The organism is Stappia stellulata DSM 5886 (assembly GCF_000423705.1).
GTDB lineage: Bacteria > Pseudomonadota > Alphaproteobacteria > Rhizobiales > Stappiaceae > Stappia > Stappia stellulata.
Genome location: NZ_KE384082.1, coordinates 1,012,259 through 1,025,637, shown reverse-complemented (window position 1 = coordinate 1,025,637; position 13,379 = coordinate 1,012,259). Strand labels below are relative to the sequence as shown.

Genomic DNA, 13,379 nt, shown 5'->3' with positions numbered 1-13,379 from the left:
GGCAGAACGGCCCGATCTCAGACCGTGGTTCTGCCTTCCTCCACCGCATGACAGGCAACGCCGGTGTCGCCGACCTGGCGGAATTGGGGAAATTCGCGCGAACAGCGGTCGTTGGCAAGCGGGCAGCGCGGATGAAACGCGCAACCGGATGGCGGATTGATCGGATTGGGGATCTCGCCTTCCACCGGACGGCGGGGCTTGCCGGTCATCTCCAGGTCCGGGATCGCCTCCAGCAGCATGCGCGTATAGGGATGTTTGGGGGTCTTGAAGAGCGTGCGGCTTTCCGCCACCTCCACCAGACGGCCAAGATACATCACGCCGATGCGTTTGGCCATGTGGCGCACGACCGCGAGATCGTGGCTGATGAAAAGATAGGTCAGGCCGAACTCGTCCTGCAGGTCGCGCATCAGGTTCAGGATCTGCGCCTGCACCGAGACGTCGAGCGCGGAGGTCGGCTCGTCGCACACCAGGAACTCCGGCTTGGAGGCAAGCGCGCGGGCGATGCAGATGCGCTGGCGCTGGCCGCCGGAAAATTCGTGCGGGTACTTGCCGCCGTCGCGCGGATGCAGGCGCACCAGCTCCAGCAGTTCGCCGACGCGTTTGGAGATCGCCGCCTCGGAGCTTTCCATCCTGAAGGCGCGGATCGGCTCGGAAATGATCCGGTCGACACGCCAGCGTGGATTGAGGCTGGCATAGGGGTCCTGGAAGATCATCTGGATGCGGCGGCGCAACTCGCGCATCTCGACGCCCGCCTGCTGGCGCGAACGCATGTCGACGCCGTCGATGCGGATTTCGCCGGCGCTGGCTTCCAAAAGACCGACGACCATCTTGGCGACCGTCGACTTGCCCGATCCGGATTCGCCGACGAGCGCAAACGTCTCGCCCTTGGAAATCGAGAAGGAAATGTCCTTGGCGGCGCGAAGCAGCGCACGCGGCGAGCGTTCCAGCACCCGGTTGAGCCAGGGCTTGGAGACGTCGAAGGTGCGCGACAGGCCGGTCACCTCGACGACGGGCTCTGTCGCGGGTTGATGAGTGGGTGTCGTCATCCGGCGGCCTCTTCTGTTTCGGACACTTTCCAGCAGGCGGCCCGGCTTTCGCCCGCCGTTACCAGATCGGGGCGTTCCCGGTAGCATTTGTCCATCACCAGCGAACAACGCGGATTGAAGGCGCAGCCCTGGGGGATCGAATCGAGCCGCGGCATCGTTCCGGGAATTTGCGTCAGCCGGTCGTGGTCGCCGGTCAGCGAGGGGATCGCCCCCATCAGGCCGACGGTATAGGGATGGCGCGGCGCCTTGATCACGTTGCGCACCGGGCCGATCTCCGCGATCCGCCCCGAATACATCACCGCGACGCGGTCGGCGGTTTCGGCGATTACGCCCATGTCGTGGGTGATCAGCATTACCGCCGTGCCATGGTCGCGGCACACACGCTGCAGCAGGCGGATGATCTGGGCCTGCACCGACACGTCGAGCGCGGTGGTCGGCTCGTCGGCGATCACCAGTTCCGGCTCGGCGCAGAGCGCGAGCGCGATCACCACGCGCTGGCGCATGCCGCCGGAAAACTGATGCGGATAGGCGTTGAGCCGGTCGGCTGCGGCCGGGATGCCGACCTCCTCCAGAAGCGCCACGGCGCGCTCGCGCGCCTCGCGTTCCGACACCGGTAGGTGGGTCAGGATCGTCTCGATGATCTGCTCGCCGATGGTGAAAAGCGGATTGAGGCTCGTCAGCGGGTCCTGAAAGATCATGCCGATCCGCTTGCCGCGGATCTTGCGCATGGCCTGTTGCGACAGGTTGTCGATGCGCTCGCCCTTGAGCAGGACCTCGCCGCCGGCGATGCGTCCGGGAGGTTCCAGCAGGCCGATGACGGCGGTGCCGGTGATCGACTTGCCGGCACCCGATTCGCCGACGACGCCGAGCACCTCGCCCTCCTTGAGGTCGAAGGAAATGCCGTCGATCGCCTTCAGGATGCCGCGCCGGGTGGGAAACTCGACCCGAAGGTCGCGAACGGAAAGAAGCGGAGTTTGGGTCATCGTGTTTGTGATCCCGTCACATGTGTCCTTAGCGAAGCTTCGGGTTCAGCGCGTCGCGCAGCCAGTCGCCCAGCAGGTTGACGGCGAGCACGAGCACGGCCAGCGCGAACCCGGGGAACATCGCGATCCACCATTCGCCGGAGAACAGGAAGTCATTGCCGATCCGCACCAATGTGCCGAGCGAGGGCTGCGTCGGCGGAATGCCCACGCCGAGGAACGACAGCGTCGCCTCGGTGATGATCGCAAGCCCCAGGTTGATCGTGGCGATGACAAGCACCGGGCCGATCACATTGGGCAGCACATGGCGGATCATGATGAGAAAGCGGGGAATGCCGATCAGGCGCGCCGCCTGGACGTATTCCTTGTTGCGCTCCACCAGCGTCGAGCCGCGCACGGTACGGGCGAATTGTACCCAGAACGAAAGTGCGATGGAAAACACCAGGATCCAGAAGGCGAAGCGCTCGCGGTCGAGATTGCCGAAGACGGCGCGCGCGACGCCGTCGACCAGAAGCGCGATCAGGATTGCCGGAAAGGTGAGCTGCACCTCGGCGATGCGCATGATGACGGCGTCGACCTTGCCGCCGACATAACCGGCGATCAGGCCGAGCAGCACGCCGACAATGGCGGCGAAGAACACCGAGAGGAAGCCGACGGCGAGCGAGATCCGCGCGCCGTAGAGAATGCCGGAGAAGACGTCGCGGCCCTGGTCATCGGTTCCCAGAAGGAAGCGCGGGTCGGAATCCTCCATGCCGAGCGGGGGAAGCCGTGCGTCGAGGATGGAGATCGTGGCGAGATCGAAGGGATTGTGCGGCGCGACCCAGGGCGCAAGGGCCGCGCCTGCGAAGAACACCAGCGTCACGATCGCCGACAGGATCGTGATCTTGGAGCGCAGGAACGAGTGGAGGATGTCGCTGTCAAGCGCCCGGGCGATGCGCCCGCGCGGTGCGGCGGGCGGCACGCCGGCCGCCGCGTCGGCGGTGACTTCGGTTGCGGCGTCTTTTACGGTGTTTTCGGTCATGCCGGCCTCACAATGCTGCGCGGTCGGCCCGCAGACGCGGGTCGACGACGAAATAGAGCAGGTCGACGATCAGGTTGATCACCACGAAGAGGAAGGCGATCAGCATCAGGTAGGCGGCCATGATCGGAATGTCGACGTTTTGCACCGACTGCAGGAACAACAGTCCCATGCCGGGCCACTGGAACACGGTCTCGGTGATGATCGCGAAGGCGATGATCGAGCCGACCTGGAGACCGGTGATGGTGATCACCGGCACCAGTGTGTTCTTCAGTGCGTGGCGGAAGTTGATGCTGCGCTGGCGCAATCCGCGGGCGCGGGCGAACTTGATGTAGTCGGTGCGGATCACCTCCAGCATTTCGGAGCGCACCAGGCGCATGATCAGCGTCATCTGGAACAGGCCGAGCGTGATGGAGGGCAGCACGAGCGCCTTGAGCCCGCTGACCGTCAGTAGTCCCGTCGTCCACCAGCCGATTGCGACCGTGTCGCCGCGCCCGAAACTCGGCAACCATTGCAGCGTCACGGAAAACAGGAAGATCAGCAGGATGCCGATGAAGAAGGTTGGCAGCGATATGCCGATCAGCGAGATCGACAGAAAGAGCTTCGACAGGACGCTGTCGCGGTGCAGCCCGGTGTAGACGCCCATCGGAATGCCGACAAGAAGCGCGAAGATCGCCGACACCAGCGACAATTCGAGCGTTGCCGGCAGGCGCTTGCCGATCAGGTCGGCGACCGGCTGGCGAAACTGGTAGGAGGTGCCGAAGTCGAACTGTGCCGCCTTGACGATGAAGCGGCCGAACTGGGTCATGATCGGGTCGTTGAGCCCGAGCCGTTCGCGCAGCGCCTCGCGCTGTTCGGGCGTGGTGTCGACACCGACCATCTGGTTGACGGGATCGCCGACGAAGCGGAAGAGCGTGAAAGAGATCAGCGCCACCACCAGCATGACCAGAATGGCCTGCAGCAGACGCCGTATGGAGAAGGCGAGCATGATGCCTCGATGATGCGAGAGCGAAACTGCCCGGCCCGACGGAGGCTCCGTCGGGCCGGTTGCGGTGTCGTGCGACCGCTTATTTCTTGGTGACCCAGCGGAAGTGGAACTGGTTGTCCGCCCGCTGCTTCAGCTCGATGTCCGAGGACACACCCCAGGCGAGACCCTGCTGGTGAAGCGGGATGTGCGAGACCTCGTCATGCAGGATGGTGAAGGCCTCGGCAATCAGCTCGTCGCGTTTCGCCGGGTCGTTCTCCTCAAGCACCTTGGCGGCGATCTCGTCGACCTTCGGGCTGCAATAGCCGCCGAGGTTGAAGGGCCCGCCCGCGCCCTTGTCGTCGCGGCAGCCGGTGATGTTGTGCAGCACGTTCCAGCTGTCGAAGGAGCTCGGCGTCCAGCCGAGCAGGTAGAACGACGTGTCATAGCCGTTGGAGGCCAGGACCTTGGCGAAATACTGTGCCTTGGGCTGTGCATTGAGGTCGACCTTGACGCCAATGCGCGCCAGGAAGGCGGCAATCGTCTGGCAGATCGCCTCGTCGTTGACGTAGCGGTCGTTCGGGCAGTCCATGCCGACGGAAAAACCGTCCGCATAACCGGCTTCCGCCATCAGCGCCTTGGCTGCTTCCGGATCATAAGGATAGCGCTCGAACTCGTCGGAGCGCGAATAAAGGAACGGCGAGATCAGGAGCGCCGCGGGCGATGACAGGCCGCGCATCACCTTGTCGCTGATCGCGTCCATGTCGATGGCCTGGTAGAAGGCCTTGCGCACGCGCACGTCCTGGAAGGGATTCTTGCCCTTGACGTCGGAATAGAGAAGCTCGTCGCGCTTCTGGTCCATGCCGAGAAAGATCGTGCGCAATTCCGGACCGGTCAGCGCGCGCGTGCCCTCGTTGTCGTTGACGCGCTTGATGTCCTGCACGGGCACCGGATAAACCATGTCCAGCTCGCCGCTGAGCAGTGCGGCGATGCGCGTCGCATCCGAGCCGATCGGGGTGAACTCGACCGTGTCGATGTTGCCGTCCGGCGTGTCCCACCAGTTTTCGTTGCGCTCGTAGACCGTCCTCACGCCGGCTTCGTGGCTCGCCACCTTGTAAGGGCCGGTGCCATTGGCATTCAGCGCCGCATAATTCGGCGTGGTGTCGGACGCGGAGGTCACGGCGACGGCATCATTTGCCTCCGTCCACTCCTTGTCCATGATGTACCAGGTGTCCCATTCGTAGTGCAGGATGGGATTGGGCGCGGGCAGAATGAAATCGACGGTGTGGTCGTCGACCTTGACCACCTTCACATCGGCATTGATGCGCGTTGTCAGGTCGGAGCCTTCCGAGCGCACGCGGTCGGCGGAGAAGACCACGTCGTCGGCGGTGAAGTCGTTGCCGTTGTGGAATTTCACGCCCTGACGCAGATGGAACCGCCAGCGATTTGGTTCCACCACCTCCCAGCGTTCCGCGAGCGCCGGCTCGATCGTGAGATCGGCGGTGCGCCGCGTCAGGCCTTCATAGACATTGCCGTGCGATCCGAGCGTGAACGTCTCGTTCAGCGTGTAGGGGTCGAGCTGGTTCAGCGTTCCCTGAAACGCGTAGCGCAGCGTTTCGGCCGAGGCGGCCGTTCCCATCAGCGACGCGACGAGCGCGGCCGTGGCCAGTGGTTTGAAATATCGCATAGTCCCCTCTTGACGTCTTTTGCGTTTCAGCACTCCCGACGCTGCCTTCGGCGCGGCTTTTTCGCGCGTTCGCCGAGGCAGATAGTCGCCGGGAAAGATCTCAAGCCAGCCATTGCTGTCTCTGGAAGCTGCATCTAAGCAAGCTGGCGGGTGTCCGTCCAGCGTGCTCTGGATTATCCTTCGCTCATTGTGTCGATCAGACGTGCGACGAAAGCTTCGCCGGCCCGCAATTGGCCGAGGTCGATGAATTCATCCGGCTGGTGCGCCTGGTCGATGGAGCCGGGCCCGCAGACAACGGCGGACAGGCCGCGCGCCTGAAACTGTCCGGCCTCGGTTCCGTAAACGACCATATGTTCGCCGTTGTCCCCGGTCAGGCGCCGGGCCATGGTCTCAGCCGCGCCGTTTTCCTCGGGCATGAGGGGGGGAACATGCGCCAGGCGCTCGATGGTCACGTCGGCCTGCGGATTTACCCGCTTCATTTCCGGCACGATCTGCTGTGCGACGTAGGTTTCCAGCCGTTCCTGCCACATGTCGATGGTCTCGTCGGGCAGGCTGCGGATATCCGTCACGAATTCGCAGTGCTTCGAGACGATGTTGGCCGCCGTACCGCCCTCGATCATGCCGCAATGAAGCGTGGTGAAGGGCGGGTCGAACGGCAGGTCGCGGTCCGCATTGTCACGGTTTTCGCGGGTGCGATCGTCGAGCCATGTCACGATCCGTGCGGCGTTGGCGACCGCCGAGACCCCCCGCTCCCATTGGCTCGAATGCACCGAATGGCCGCGCACGGTGACCTTGAGGAGGCTCGTCCCCTTGTGGCCGGTGATCACCTTCATCATGCTGGGTTCGCCGACGATCACGCAGTCGGGCCGGGGGCCGTCGGACATCATGTCCTCGATCATCGGAGGTGCGCCGAGACAGCCGACCTCCTCGTCATAGGAGAGCGCCAGGTGGATCGGGCGCTTCAGGTCCGCCTTCACCATGTCGGGAACGCCGGCCAGCATCAGGGCGGCGAACCCCTTCATGTCGCAGGTCCCGCGTCCGTAGAGGCGCCCGCCCTCCTCGCTGAGGGCAAAAGGATCGCGTGTCCATGCCTGTCCCTCCACCGGGACGACATCCGTATGGGCGGACAGGACCACCCCGCCATCGACCCGCGGTCCGATACAGGCGTGAAGCGCCGCCTTTGTGCCGGTTTCGTCATAGACCCTGGTCGAGGCGACGCCATGCCCCGACAGAAAGTCTTCGGCAAAGGAAATCAGGTCGAGATTGCTGGCGCTGGAAACGGTGGGAAAGGCAACCAGGCGAGCGAGCATTTCTTGGGCGGAGTAGCGAGTTGGCATGGTCTTGTCCGTGTTTTCAGGAAACTTGTCTGGCAGGGAAGAGCCGGTCGTTCAGCGCTGCCGGCGGATCGAGCGCATAGACCCGCAAGAGGTCCTTTCTGCCACGGATCGAGAGCTCGTGCTCCCGGGTGGCGTCGCAGGCGTATCCGGCCGAATCGACGACCTCCTTGGACACGACCAGCGCATGGCCAAGCTCCTTGGAGCTCGATTCAAGCCGGCTTGCCGTGTTGACCACATCGCCGAGTGCGGTGATGCGGGCATTTGCGCCGTTGGTGTCCAGCGCGCCGATACGTCCGAGAATAACGGGGCCGGCATGAAGCCCCATGCCGACCCGCAAGGGCACGTCGAGCTGCCCGGCGAGTTCGGCGTTGAGATGCTCCATGCGTTCGGCAATGGCGTTGGTGGCGGCAAGCGCGTTGCGGCAGCCCGCCTGCAGGCCGTCGCTCATGCCGAAGATCGCCATCACGCCGTCGCCGATGAACTTGTCCACATATCCTCCACAGGCCTCGATCGCATGGGCGGTTTCGCCGAGATAGCGGTTGAGCAGGAACACCACATCGTAGGACAGGCGGTGTTCGGACAGGCCGGTGAAATCGCGCAGGTCGACGAAGAGGATCGCGGCCGGCTGTTCCACGCCCCACTGGTAGGCGTCGCCGGCCAGGCCCGAAACCCGTGCGCCTCCGCGCGCCGGGACCAGCGGTTGCACCTGCAGGGCCGATTGCGGACGGATCTGGCAGGCAAGGCGGATATTCTCGTCGCTGCCGATGCGCGCCAGGATTTTCTGTTCGTTGGCGGCCGGTGGCGGCAGGGTCTCGGCTCCGACGAGAATGCGCGTGCGGCAGGTCGAGCAGCGTGCGCGTCCTCCGCAGACGTCGGCGTGGGGAATGCCGTGCATCCGGCTGATTTCCAGAAGCGTCGGCCCGGCAGGCGAACGCACCTTGCGGTCGCCGGGATAGGTGATCTCGATGGTTTCGACGAACCGCCGGCGCAGCATGCGCAGCGCGACGATGGCGAACGCCAGCGCGACAAGGCCGTAGAACCCCCACTTGAGCCACGCGATCAAAGGATCGGACCAGGCGCTCATCTCGCCCGAGAGCGGAAAGGGCACGTCCTGCGTCAGGTTCAAGCGGCGCGCCGCATCGATCCAGCCCCAGGACGCCAGCACCGGCACGACGAAGGCAAAGGCCAGGAGAACCGGGAACCAGCGGCGGTAGCCCTGTTTGACCCTGAGCCAGAAGTGCAGGCCGATCATCCCGTGCGTCCACACCAGCAGCATCAGGACGGTCTGGTTCACGATGAGGCCCGGCCACAGGATCGAAAGCACGTTGCGATAGGTGTCGTCATAGCCGAAGCGGGCGGCGAGACCGCCGGTGCCGATGGCGTGGGGAATCAGCAGGACGGGGATCGACAGGCCGAGCAGGAGTTGCACCCATTGCCAAAGAGACAGGCGCAGCGTCCGGCGCCGGCCGGTTTTCCACAGCGTGAGGGAGACATGGGTGAGAAGGCTCGCGAGCAGCAGGGCCTCGCCGGGTGCGCTGCGCCACACGGCCAGGAACACCAGTCGCCCCGCTTCCATGGCGTCGAGCGACCAGATGCCCAGCATGTGGTTGAGGAAATGGGTGAAGGCGAAGGTAACAAGCACCAGCCCGCTCGCCAGCCGCAGGTTCTGCCGCACTCCGGCGCCGCTGTCGGCCTTGCGCTGTTTTTCTGCTGCCATTGCCAAATGCCCTCGTGTGGTGTCCCATCGCACGACGTTTGCCGTGCCTGAGCAACGATCCTGCCGGGCAGTGCGGCCGCAGCTGATGTCGACGTCAAGAACCCGGAACCCTGCAATGACTGTCACGCTCTACGGTATAGCGAATTGCGACAAGGTGAAGAGCGCCCGTCGCTTTCTCGATGAAAATGGCATCGCCTATGTCTTTCACGACTACCGCAAGAACGGCGTGGATGCCGCCCTGCTCGAGCGGTTTCTCGGAGCCTTCGACTGGCAGTCGCTGGTGAACACGCGCGGCACCACCTGGCGCAAGCTCGATCCGGCGACGCGCGAGCGCGTCACCGATGGGGCGTCGGCCATCGCGGTGCTGGTCGACAACCCGTCCGCGATCAAGCGCCCCATCCTGGAAGCCGACAAGCGGTGGCTGATCGGGTTCGACGAGACCTCCTGGCGCACGCTGACCTGAGTGGTTAGCTCTCCGGCGTCCACAGTCGGGTCATGTCGAAGGCGTGAATGTCCTTCAGGAGCTCGAGAAAGCCACGTGCGGCATGATCGAGCGAGGCCTCGCCCTTGGCGCTGGTGGCGGCGGCCGCATTGCCGACGGCACCGAGCGGGTTGAGGTCCTGCGCCTTCCAGCCGAACTGCGCCGGGCCATGCCCGCGCAGGTGCTTGAACTCCTCGAGAAAATCGAGCTGCGTGGATCGGAAGTCGCTCGCCTTGTCCATCTTCACGAGATCGGGGCGCAGATAGAGCATGATCGAGGTTTCGATGTCGCCGCCGTGGATGCCATAGGTGAATTCCTCCGGCGGGAAGACGCCATGCGGTTGCCCGAAGCGCGCCCAGCCTGTCGCCGTGACCAGCATGTCGTATTTCACCCGCAACTCGCGGGCGACAATGTCGATGATCGGCACGTTGCCGCCATGCGAGGTGACCAGCACCAGCTTGCGGATGCCGGCGCGGTGCACGCTTTCCCCGATTTCCTCCCAGGCGCGGGTGACGGTCTCCCAGGATTGCGTCAGCGTACCCGGAGAGGAAATGTGCTCGTTCGACTTGCCGACCGCCTGGACCGGCAGGAAGGTTGCCGGAAGGTCGGGCGGGAGCAGCTCCAGGACGCGCGAGATCTGCCCCTCAGCGATGCAGGTGTCGGTGAAGACGGGCAGATGCGGGCCATGCTGCTCGATGGCGGCGACCGGCAGGACCGCGATCCACGACGACGTGTCGTTTTCCGAAAAATCATATGCGGTCATCTCGTGCCAGAAGCGGCGGGGAAGTTCGGTCATGACGGCCTCTCGGGATTGGATGCGGTGCGGACGTTGCGGTCCGGTGTCGTTGCCCAACCATAACGCGCGGGCGCGGCAGCGTCATTGCCGGCGGTGCGGGGGACTTCACAAAAAACTGAAGGGTGGAGGCGGGGCGGATTAACGCTTCGCTTACCTGCCGCAGGGGAAACTCGTTTCATGTTCGCGGGTCTTCACTCTTCCGGCTCCGCCGTGGCGCAGGCCGCGACGCGCGCAGCGCGCGCGGAGCCATCGGCAGGCGCGGCCTCCGGCGCGGAGGCGGCGGAACGGACGCGTGCGCCGTCATCGGCCCTGGCCGGCGGGGGCGGTGACGCGGTGACGGCTGTCGCCACCTTGCGAAGCGATGCGGTCGCCGCGCTGCAGGCGGGCGATGCGAGCGCACGGGCGCGCAAGGACGAGCGCGATCCGGCAGCGCCGCAGACCTCCGCGCTTGAGGCACAGCCGGCCCTTGAAGACGACGAAGACGAAGACGACGGCGCGGGCGCGGGCGAGGATCTGTCGCCGGAAGAGGAAACCCAGGTCCGCGATCTCAAGAAGCGCGATGCGGAAGTGAAGCAGCACGAGCAGGCGCATGCCAGCGTCGGCGGCCCCTATGCCGGTTCGCCGAGCTATGAATACACGCGCGGGCCCGACGGCAAGCGCTATGCCGTCTCCGGCGAGGTGCCGATCGATGCCTCGGCCGAGCGCGAGCCGGAACAGACGATCCGCAAGATGGAGATCGTGATTCGGGCCGCCCTTGCGCCAGCCGAGCCCTCGCCGCAGGACCGCCAGGTCGCCGCGCAGGCGAGCCAGCAGCGCAGCGAGGCGCAGGCGGAGCTCCAGAAGCAGCGCGCAGAGGAACAAGACGGCGGGGATGATGCCGCCGCAACGGGGCTCGGTGCAAAGCCGGCGTCGGCGCGCGCCGAAGAGGCACCGGGCGCGCAAGCGGCCGAGGCACGCCGGCAGGCAGGGGCCGCCGTTGCCGCCTACAGGGCATCCGAGGCCGCAACGGCGGATCTGTTTGCGCGCGGGGCGAACGGCGGGCGCGTTGCCTGACCGTTGCTAGAGCGCTTCCAGGAAGCGTTTGGCGGCGGCGCCATGTTCGGCGCGCAGGCGTTCCACGTCGATGTTCACCGGATCGCCGTCGACGACGGTCCATTCGCCGCCCACCATCACCCGGTCGGCGGCGTGGGCGCCGCACAGGATGAGGGCGGCCAGCGGATCGCCGGAGCCGGAAAAGCGCAGCTCGTCCAGCGTGTACATCGCCAGATCCGCCTGCTTGCCGACCGCGATGGCGCCGAGATCGTCGCGCCCGAGGCAACGGGCGGAGCCTTCGGTCGCCCAGCGGTAAGTGTCGTGATGCGTCACGCTGGCCGCATCGTAGGTGAGGCGGTTGATCATCAGCGCGTGGCGCAGGCCTTCCATCAGGTTGGAATTGTCGTTTGAGGCGGAACCGTCGACGCCAAGCCCGACCGGACAGCCCGCGGCCTCCAGTTCCTTGGTGCGGCACTGGCCGGAGGCGAGCACCATGTTGGAGGTCGGGCAGTGGCACACGCCGACGCAGGCATGGCCGAGCCGCTTGATCTCGTCGTCGTTGAAATGGATGCCATGGGCCAGCCAGACGCGGTCGTTGAGCCAGCCGCAGTCTTCCAGATAGTCGACCGGTCGGCACTGGAAGTGGTGCAGGCAGTAGTCGTCCTCGTCGATGGTCTCGCCGAGATGGGTGTGCAGCCGGCAGTCGAAGCGTTCGGCCAGTGCCACGCTCTCGCGCATCAGCCGCTTGGTCACGGTGAAGGGCGCGCAGGGCGCCAGCGCCACCTGGATGCGCGCGCCCTCGCGCGTGTCATGGTAGCGCGACAGCACGCGTTCGCAGTCGGCGAGGATCGTGTCCTCGTCCTGCACGACGCTGTCGGGCGGCAGTCCGCCGTCCTTCTGGCTGAGGTTCATGGAGCCGCGCGTCACCGTCATGCGGATGCCGAGGCGGGTGGCTTCCTCGACCTGGATGTCGATGGCGTTTTCCAGCCCGTCGGGGAAGAGGTAGTGGTGATCGGAGGCGGCCGTGCAGCCCGACATCATCAGTTCGGTCAGGGCCAGCCGCGTTCCCATCCGGAAGGTCTCCGGCGTCACGTTCCTCGCCCAGATCGGATAGAGCGACTGGAGCCAGGGAAACAGCTCCTTGTTGATCGCGCCCGGATGCGCGCGCGTCAGCGTCTGGAAGAAATGATGGTGGGTGTTGATCAGTCCCGGGATAACCACGTGGGCGGAGGCATCGAATGTGGCATCGACCGGGGAGGCGGGCTGGCCGCCGGCGGGGATGCATTCAACGATTTTGCCGCCCTCGACGACGATGCCGTCGTCCGCGTTGTCCGCGAGAATTGCGAGCGGGGTCTTGATCCATTTGCGCATGCCGGTTCGTCCTGTCGTCTTGTCGACCTGCAGGCTTGGCTAGCGATCCCGACGACCGCCCGAGTTCCAGACAGGGAAGTGGAGCCTTGCGGCACGTCGCCATGCCGCAAGGCCTGAAATTAAACCGCCCGACGCGGCGCGGCAACGGGGTCGCTCTTTGGGCCTGCGGGTCGTGGCATCAGGCGCGCGCCGCGATCACCTCGATCTCGACGACGAATTCGGGCCGGGCGAAACCGGACACGATCATCAAGGTGGAGGCCGGCGGCGGGGAGCCGGTGAAGCGGTCGCGGGCCGCCATGTAGCCGGCCAGATGGGCGCGATCGGTGACAAAGGCGTTGATGCGCACGATGTCGGCGTAGTCCATGCCGGCCTCGCGCAGGATGGCGCCGATGTTTTCGAAACACAGTGCGGTTTGGGCTTCCGCGCCCTCCGGCACCTCCATGTCCGCCGAAATGCCGAGCTGGCCGGAACACACCAGCGTGCGCGCGCCCGGCGGGATTTCCACGGCATGGCTGTAGCGGGCGAAGGGCGGGGCGATCCCTGCTGGCGTGATCGTTTTCATCGTCTGTATCTCCATCCACGGTGCAGCTTGCAGCCTATGCAATCGCGGCCGGGAAGAAATCCCTTCTTTCGGGAAGGGGCATGTTTTCAGGGATGTTTTCGCGCCAGCGCATGACGCTTTTTTGTGCGACGAACCTGAGCTAGTGTGAAGCGTCGCGGGTTTTGCGATGCGCCGGGATCGCCGAAAAGCGGACCGGCGGGAGGAGGATCGCCGGTCGGCCGGATGAGGAAAAGCCGGCCCGGCGCTTGGCATGCCGCTTGCAGTATTTTTGCCTGAGCGGCGCCGGTTTTGGGAGGGGAAGATCCCCGAGCGTTGTCGCCACGCCCCTTGCGGGTGCGGCCAATCATAAGGCAGCGGCCGGTCAACGGCGGCTTACATCGATTGCAAC

Annotated in this window: 12 protein-coding genes; 2 read left to right on the top strand and 10 right to left on the bottom strand. The window is 65.3% G+C overall.

The annotated features are described in order from the left end of the window. Positions 1 to 17: 17 nt before the first annotated feature. From G572_RS0117055 to G572_RS24420, 7 genes are all read right to left on the bottom strand, one after another. A complete protein-coding gene (locus G572_RS0117055; protein WP_051242576.1) occupies positions 18 to 1,046 on the bottom strand; it encodes an ABC transporter ATP-binding protein in 1,029 nt (342 codons plus the stop codon). Continuing rightward, a complete protein-coding gene (locus tag G572_RS0117050) occupies positions 1,043 to 2,029 on the bottom strand; it encodes an ABC transporter ATP-binding protein (protein WP_029059516.1) in 987 nt (328 codons plus the stop codon). The genes G572_RS0117055 and G572_RS0117050 overlap by 4 nt, the downstream gene beginning before the upstream one ends. Before the next feature lie 28 nt (positions 2,030 to 2,057). Continuing rightward, positions 2,058 to 3,047, bottom strand: a complete 990-nt coding sequence (locus G572_RS0117045) for an ABC transporter permease (RefSeq protein WP_029059515.1) — start codon at positions 3,045 to 3,047, stop codon at positions 2,058 to 2,060. A 7-nt stretch (positions 3,048 to 3,054) separates the two neighbouring features. Further along, positions 3,055 to 4,032, bottom strand: coding sequence for an ABC transporter permease (locus tag G572_RS0117040; protein WP_029059514.1), 978 nt, complete (start codon positions 4,030 to 4,032; stop codon positions 3,055 to 3,057). A gap of 79 nt (positions 4,033 to 4,111) precedes the next feature. Further along, positions 4,112 to 5,695, bottom strand: coding sequence for an ABC transporter substrate-binding protein (locus G572_RS0117035; RefSeq protein WP_029059513.1), 1,584 nt, complete (start codon positions 5,693 to 5,695; stop codon positions 4,112 to 4,114). 173 nt (positions 5,696 to 5,868) lie between these two features. Further along, positions 5,869 to 7,032, bottom strand: a complete 1,164-nt coding sequence (argE, locus tag G572_RS0117030) for an acetylornithine deacetylase (protein ID WP_029059512.1) — start codon at positions 7,030 to 7,032, stop codon at positions 5,869 to 5,871. Between the two features lie 16 nt (positions 7,033 to 7,048). Then, on the bottom strand, positions 7,049 to 8,749 hold the full coding sequence (locus tag G572_RS24420) for an adenylate/guanylate cyclase domain-containing protein (RefSeq protein ID WP_037547011.1): 1,701 nt from the start codon (positions 8,747 to 8,749) through the stop codon (positions 7,049 to 7,051). A gap of 115 nt (positions 8,750 to 8,864) precedes the next feature. On the opposite strand from G572_RS24420, the gene G572_RS0117020 reads away from it, so the two are divergent. Further along, positions 8,865 to 9,212 carry an ArsC family reductase gene (locus tag G572_RS0117020; RefSeq protein WP_029059511.1) on the top strand — a complete coding sequence of 116 codons (348 nt, stop codon included), beginning with the start codon at positions 8,865 to 8,867 and terminating at the stop codon, positions 9,210 to 9,212. A gap of 4 nt (positions 9,213 to 9,216) precedes the next feature. Here G572_RS0117020 and G572_RS0117015 read toward each other — a convergent pair whose 3' ends face one another. Continuing rightward, a complete protein-coding gene (locus G572_RS0117015; RefSeq protein WP_037547009.1) occupies positions 9,217 to 10,026 on the bottom strand; it encodes a creatininase family protein in 810 nt (269 codons plus the stop codon). A gap of 177 nt (positions 10,027 to 10,203) precedes the next feature. Here G572_RS0117015 and G572_RS25610 point away from each other — a divergent pair, with 177 nt between their 5' ends. Next, positions 10,204 to 11,079 (top strand): putative metalloprotease CJM1_0395 family protein, encoded by an 876-nt coding sequence (locus tag G572_RS25610; RefSeq protein WP_051242574.1) that lies wholly within the window; start codon positions 10,204 to 10,206, stop codon positions 11,077 to 11,079. 6 nt (positions 11,080 to 11,085) lie between these two features. Here the strand turns inward: G572_RS25610 and G572_RS0117005 are convergent, their stop codons facing one another. Then, positions 11,086 to 12,429 (bottom strand): 8-oxoguanine deaminase, encoded by a 1,344-nt coding sequence (locus G572_RS0117005; RefSeq protein WP_029059509.1) that lies wholly within the window; start codon positions 12,427 to 12,429, stop codon positions 11,086 to 11,088. Positions 12,430 to 12,607: 178 nt separating this feature from the next. Then, a complete protein-coding gene (locus G572_RS0117000) occupies positions 12,608 to 12,991 on the bottom strand; it encodes a RidA family protein (RefSeq protein ID WP_037547332.1) in 384 nt (127 codons plus the stop codon). Positions 12,992 to 13,379 lie beyond the last annotated feature (388 nt).

Excerpts from the sequence above, each read along its gene's own strand:
- G572_RS0117055 (WP_051242576.1), bottom strand. The coding sequence starts at position 1,046 with ATGACGACACCCACTCATCAACCCGCGACAGAGCCCGTCGTCGAGGTG.
- G572_RS0117050 (WP_029059516.1), bottom strand. The coding sequence starts at position 2,029 with ATGACCCAAACTCCGCTTCTTTCCGTTCGCGACCTTCGGGTCGAGTTT.
- G572_RS0117045 (WP_029059515.1), bottom strand. The coding sequence starts at position 3,047 with ATGACCGAAAACACCGTAAAAGACGCCGCAACCGAAGTCACCGCCGAC.
- G572_RS0117040 (WP_029059514.1), bottom strand. The coding sequence starts at position 4,032 with ATGCTCGCCTTCTCCATACGGCGTCTGCTGCAGGCCATTCTGGTCATG.
- G572_RS0117035 (WP_029059513.1), bottom strand. The coding sequence starts at position 5,695 with ATGCGATATTTCAAACCACTGGCCACGGCCGCGCTCGTCGCGTCGCTG.
- argE (WP_029059512.1), bottom strand. The coding sequence starts at position 7,032 with ATGCCAACTCGCTACTCCGCCCAAGAAATGCTCGCTCGCCTGGTTGCC.
- G572_RS24420 (WP_037547011.1), bottom strand. The coding sequence starts at position 8,749 with ATGGCAGCAGAAAAACAGCGCAAGGCCGACAGCGGCGCCGGAGTGCGG.
- G572_RS0117020 (WP_029059511.1), top strand. The coding sequence starts at position 8,865 with ATGACTGTCACGCTCTACGGTATAGCGAATTGCGACAAGGTGAAGAGC.
- G572_RS0117015 (WP_037547009.1), bottom strand. The coding sequence starts at position 10,026 with ATGACCGAACTTCCCCGCCGCTTCTGGCACGAGATGACCGCATATGAT.
- G572_RS25610 (WP_051242574.1), top strand. The coding sequence starts at position 10,204 with ATGTTCGCGGGTCTTCACTCTTCCGGCTCCGCCGTGGCGCAGGCCGCG.
- G572_RS0117005 (WP_029059509.1), bottom strand. The coding sequence starts at position 12,429 with ATGCGCAAATGGATCAAGACCCCGCTCGCAATTCTCGCGGACAACGCG.
- G572_RS0117000 (WP_037547332.1), bottom strand. The coding sequence starts at position 12,991 with ATGAAAACGATCACGCCAGCAGGGATCGCCCCGCCCTTCGCCCGCTAC.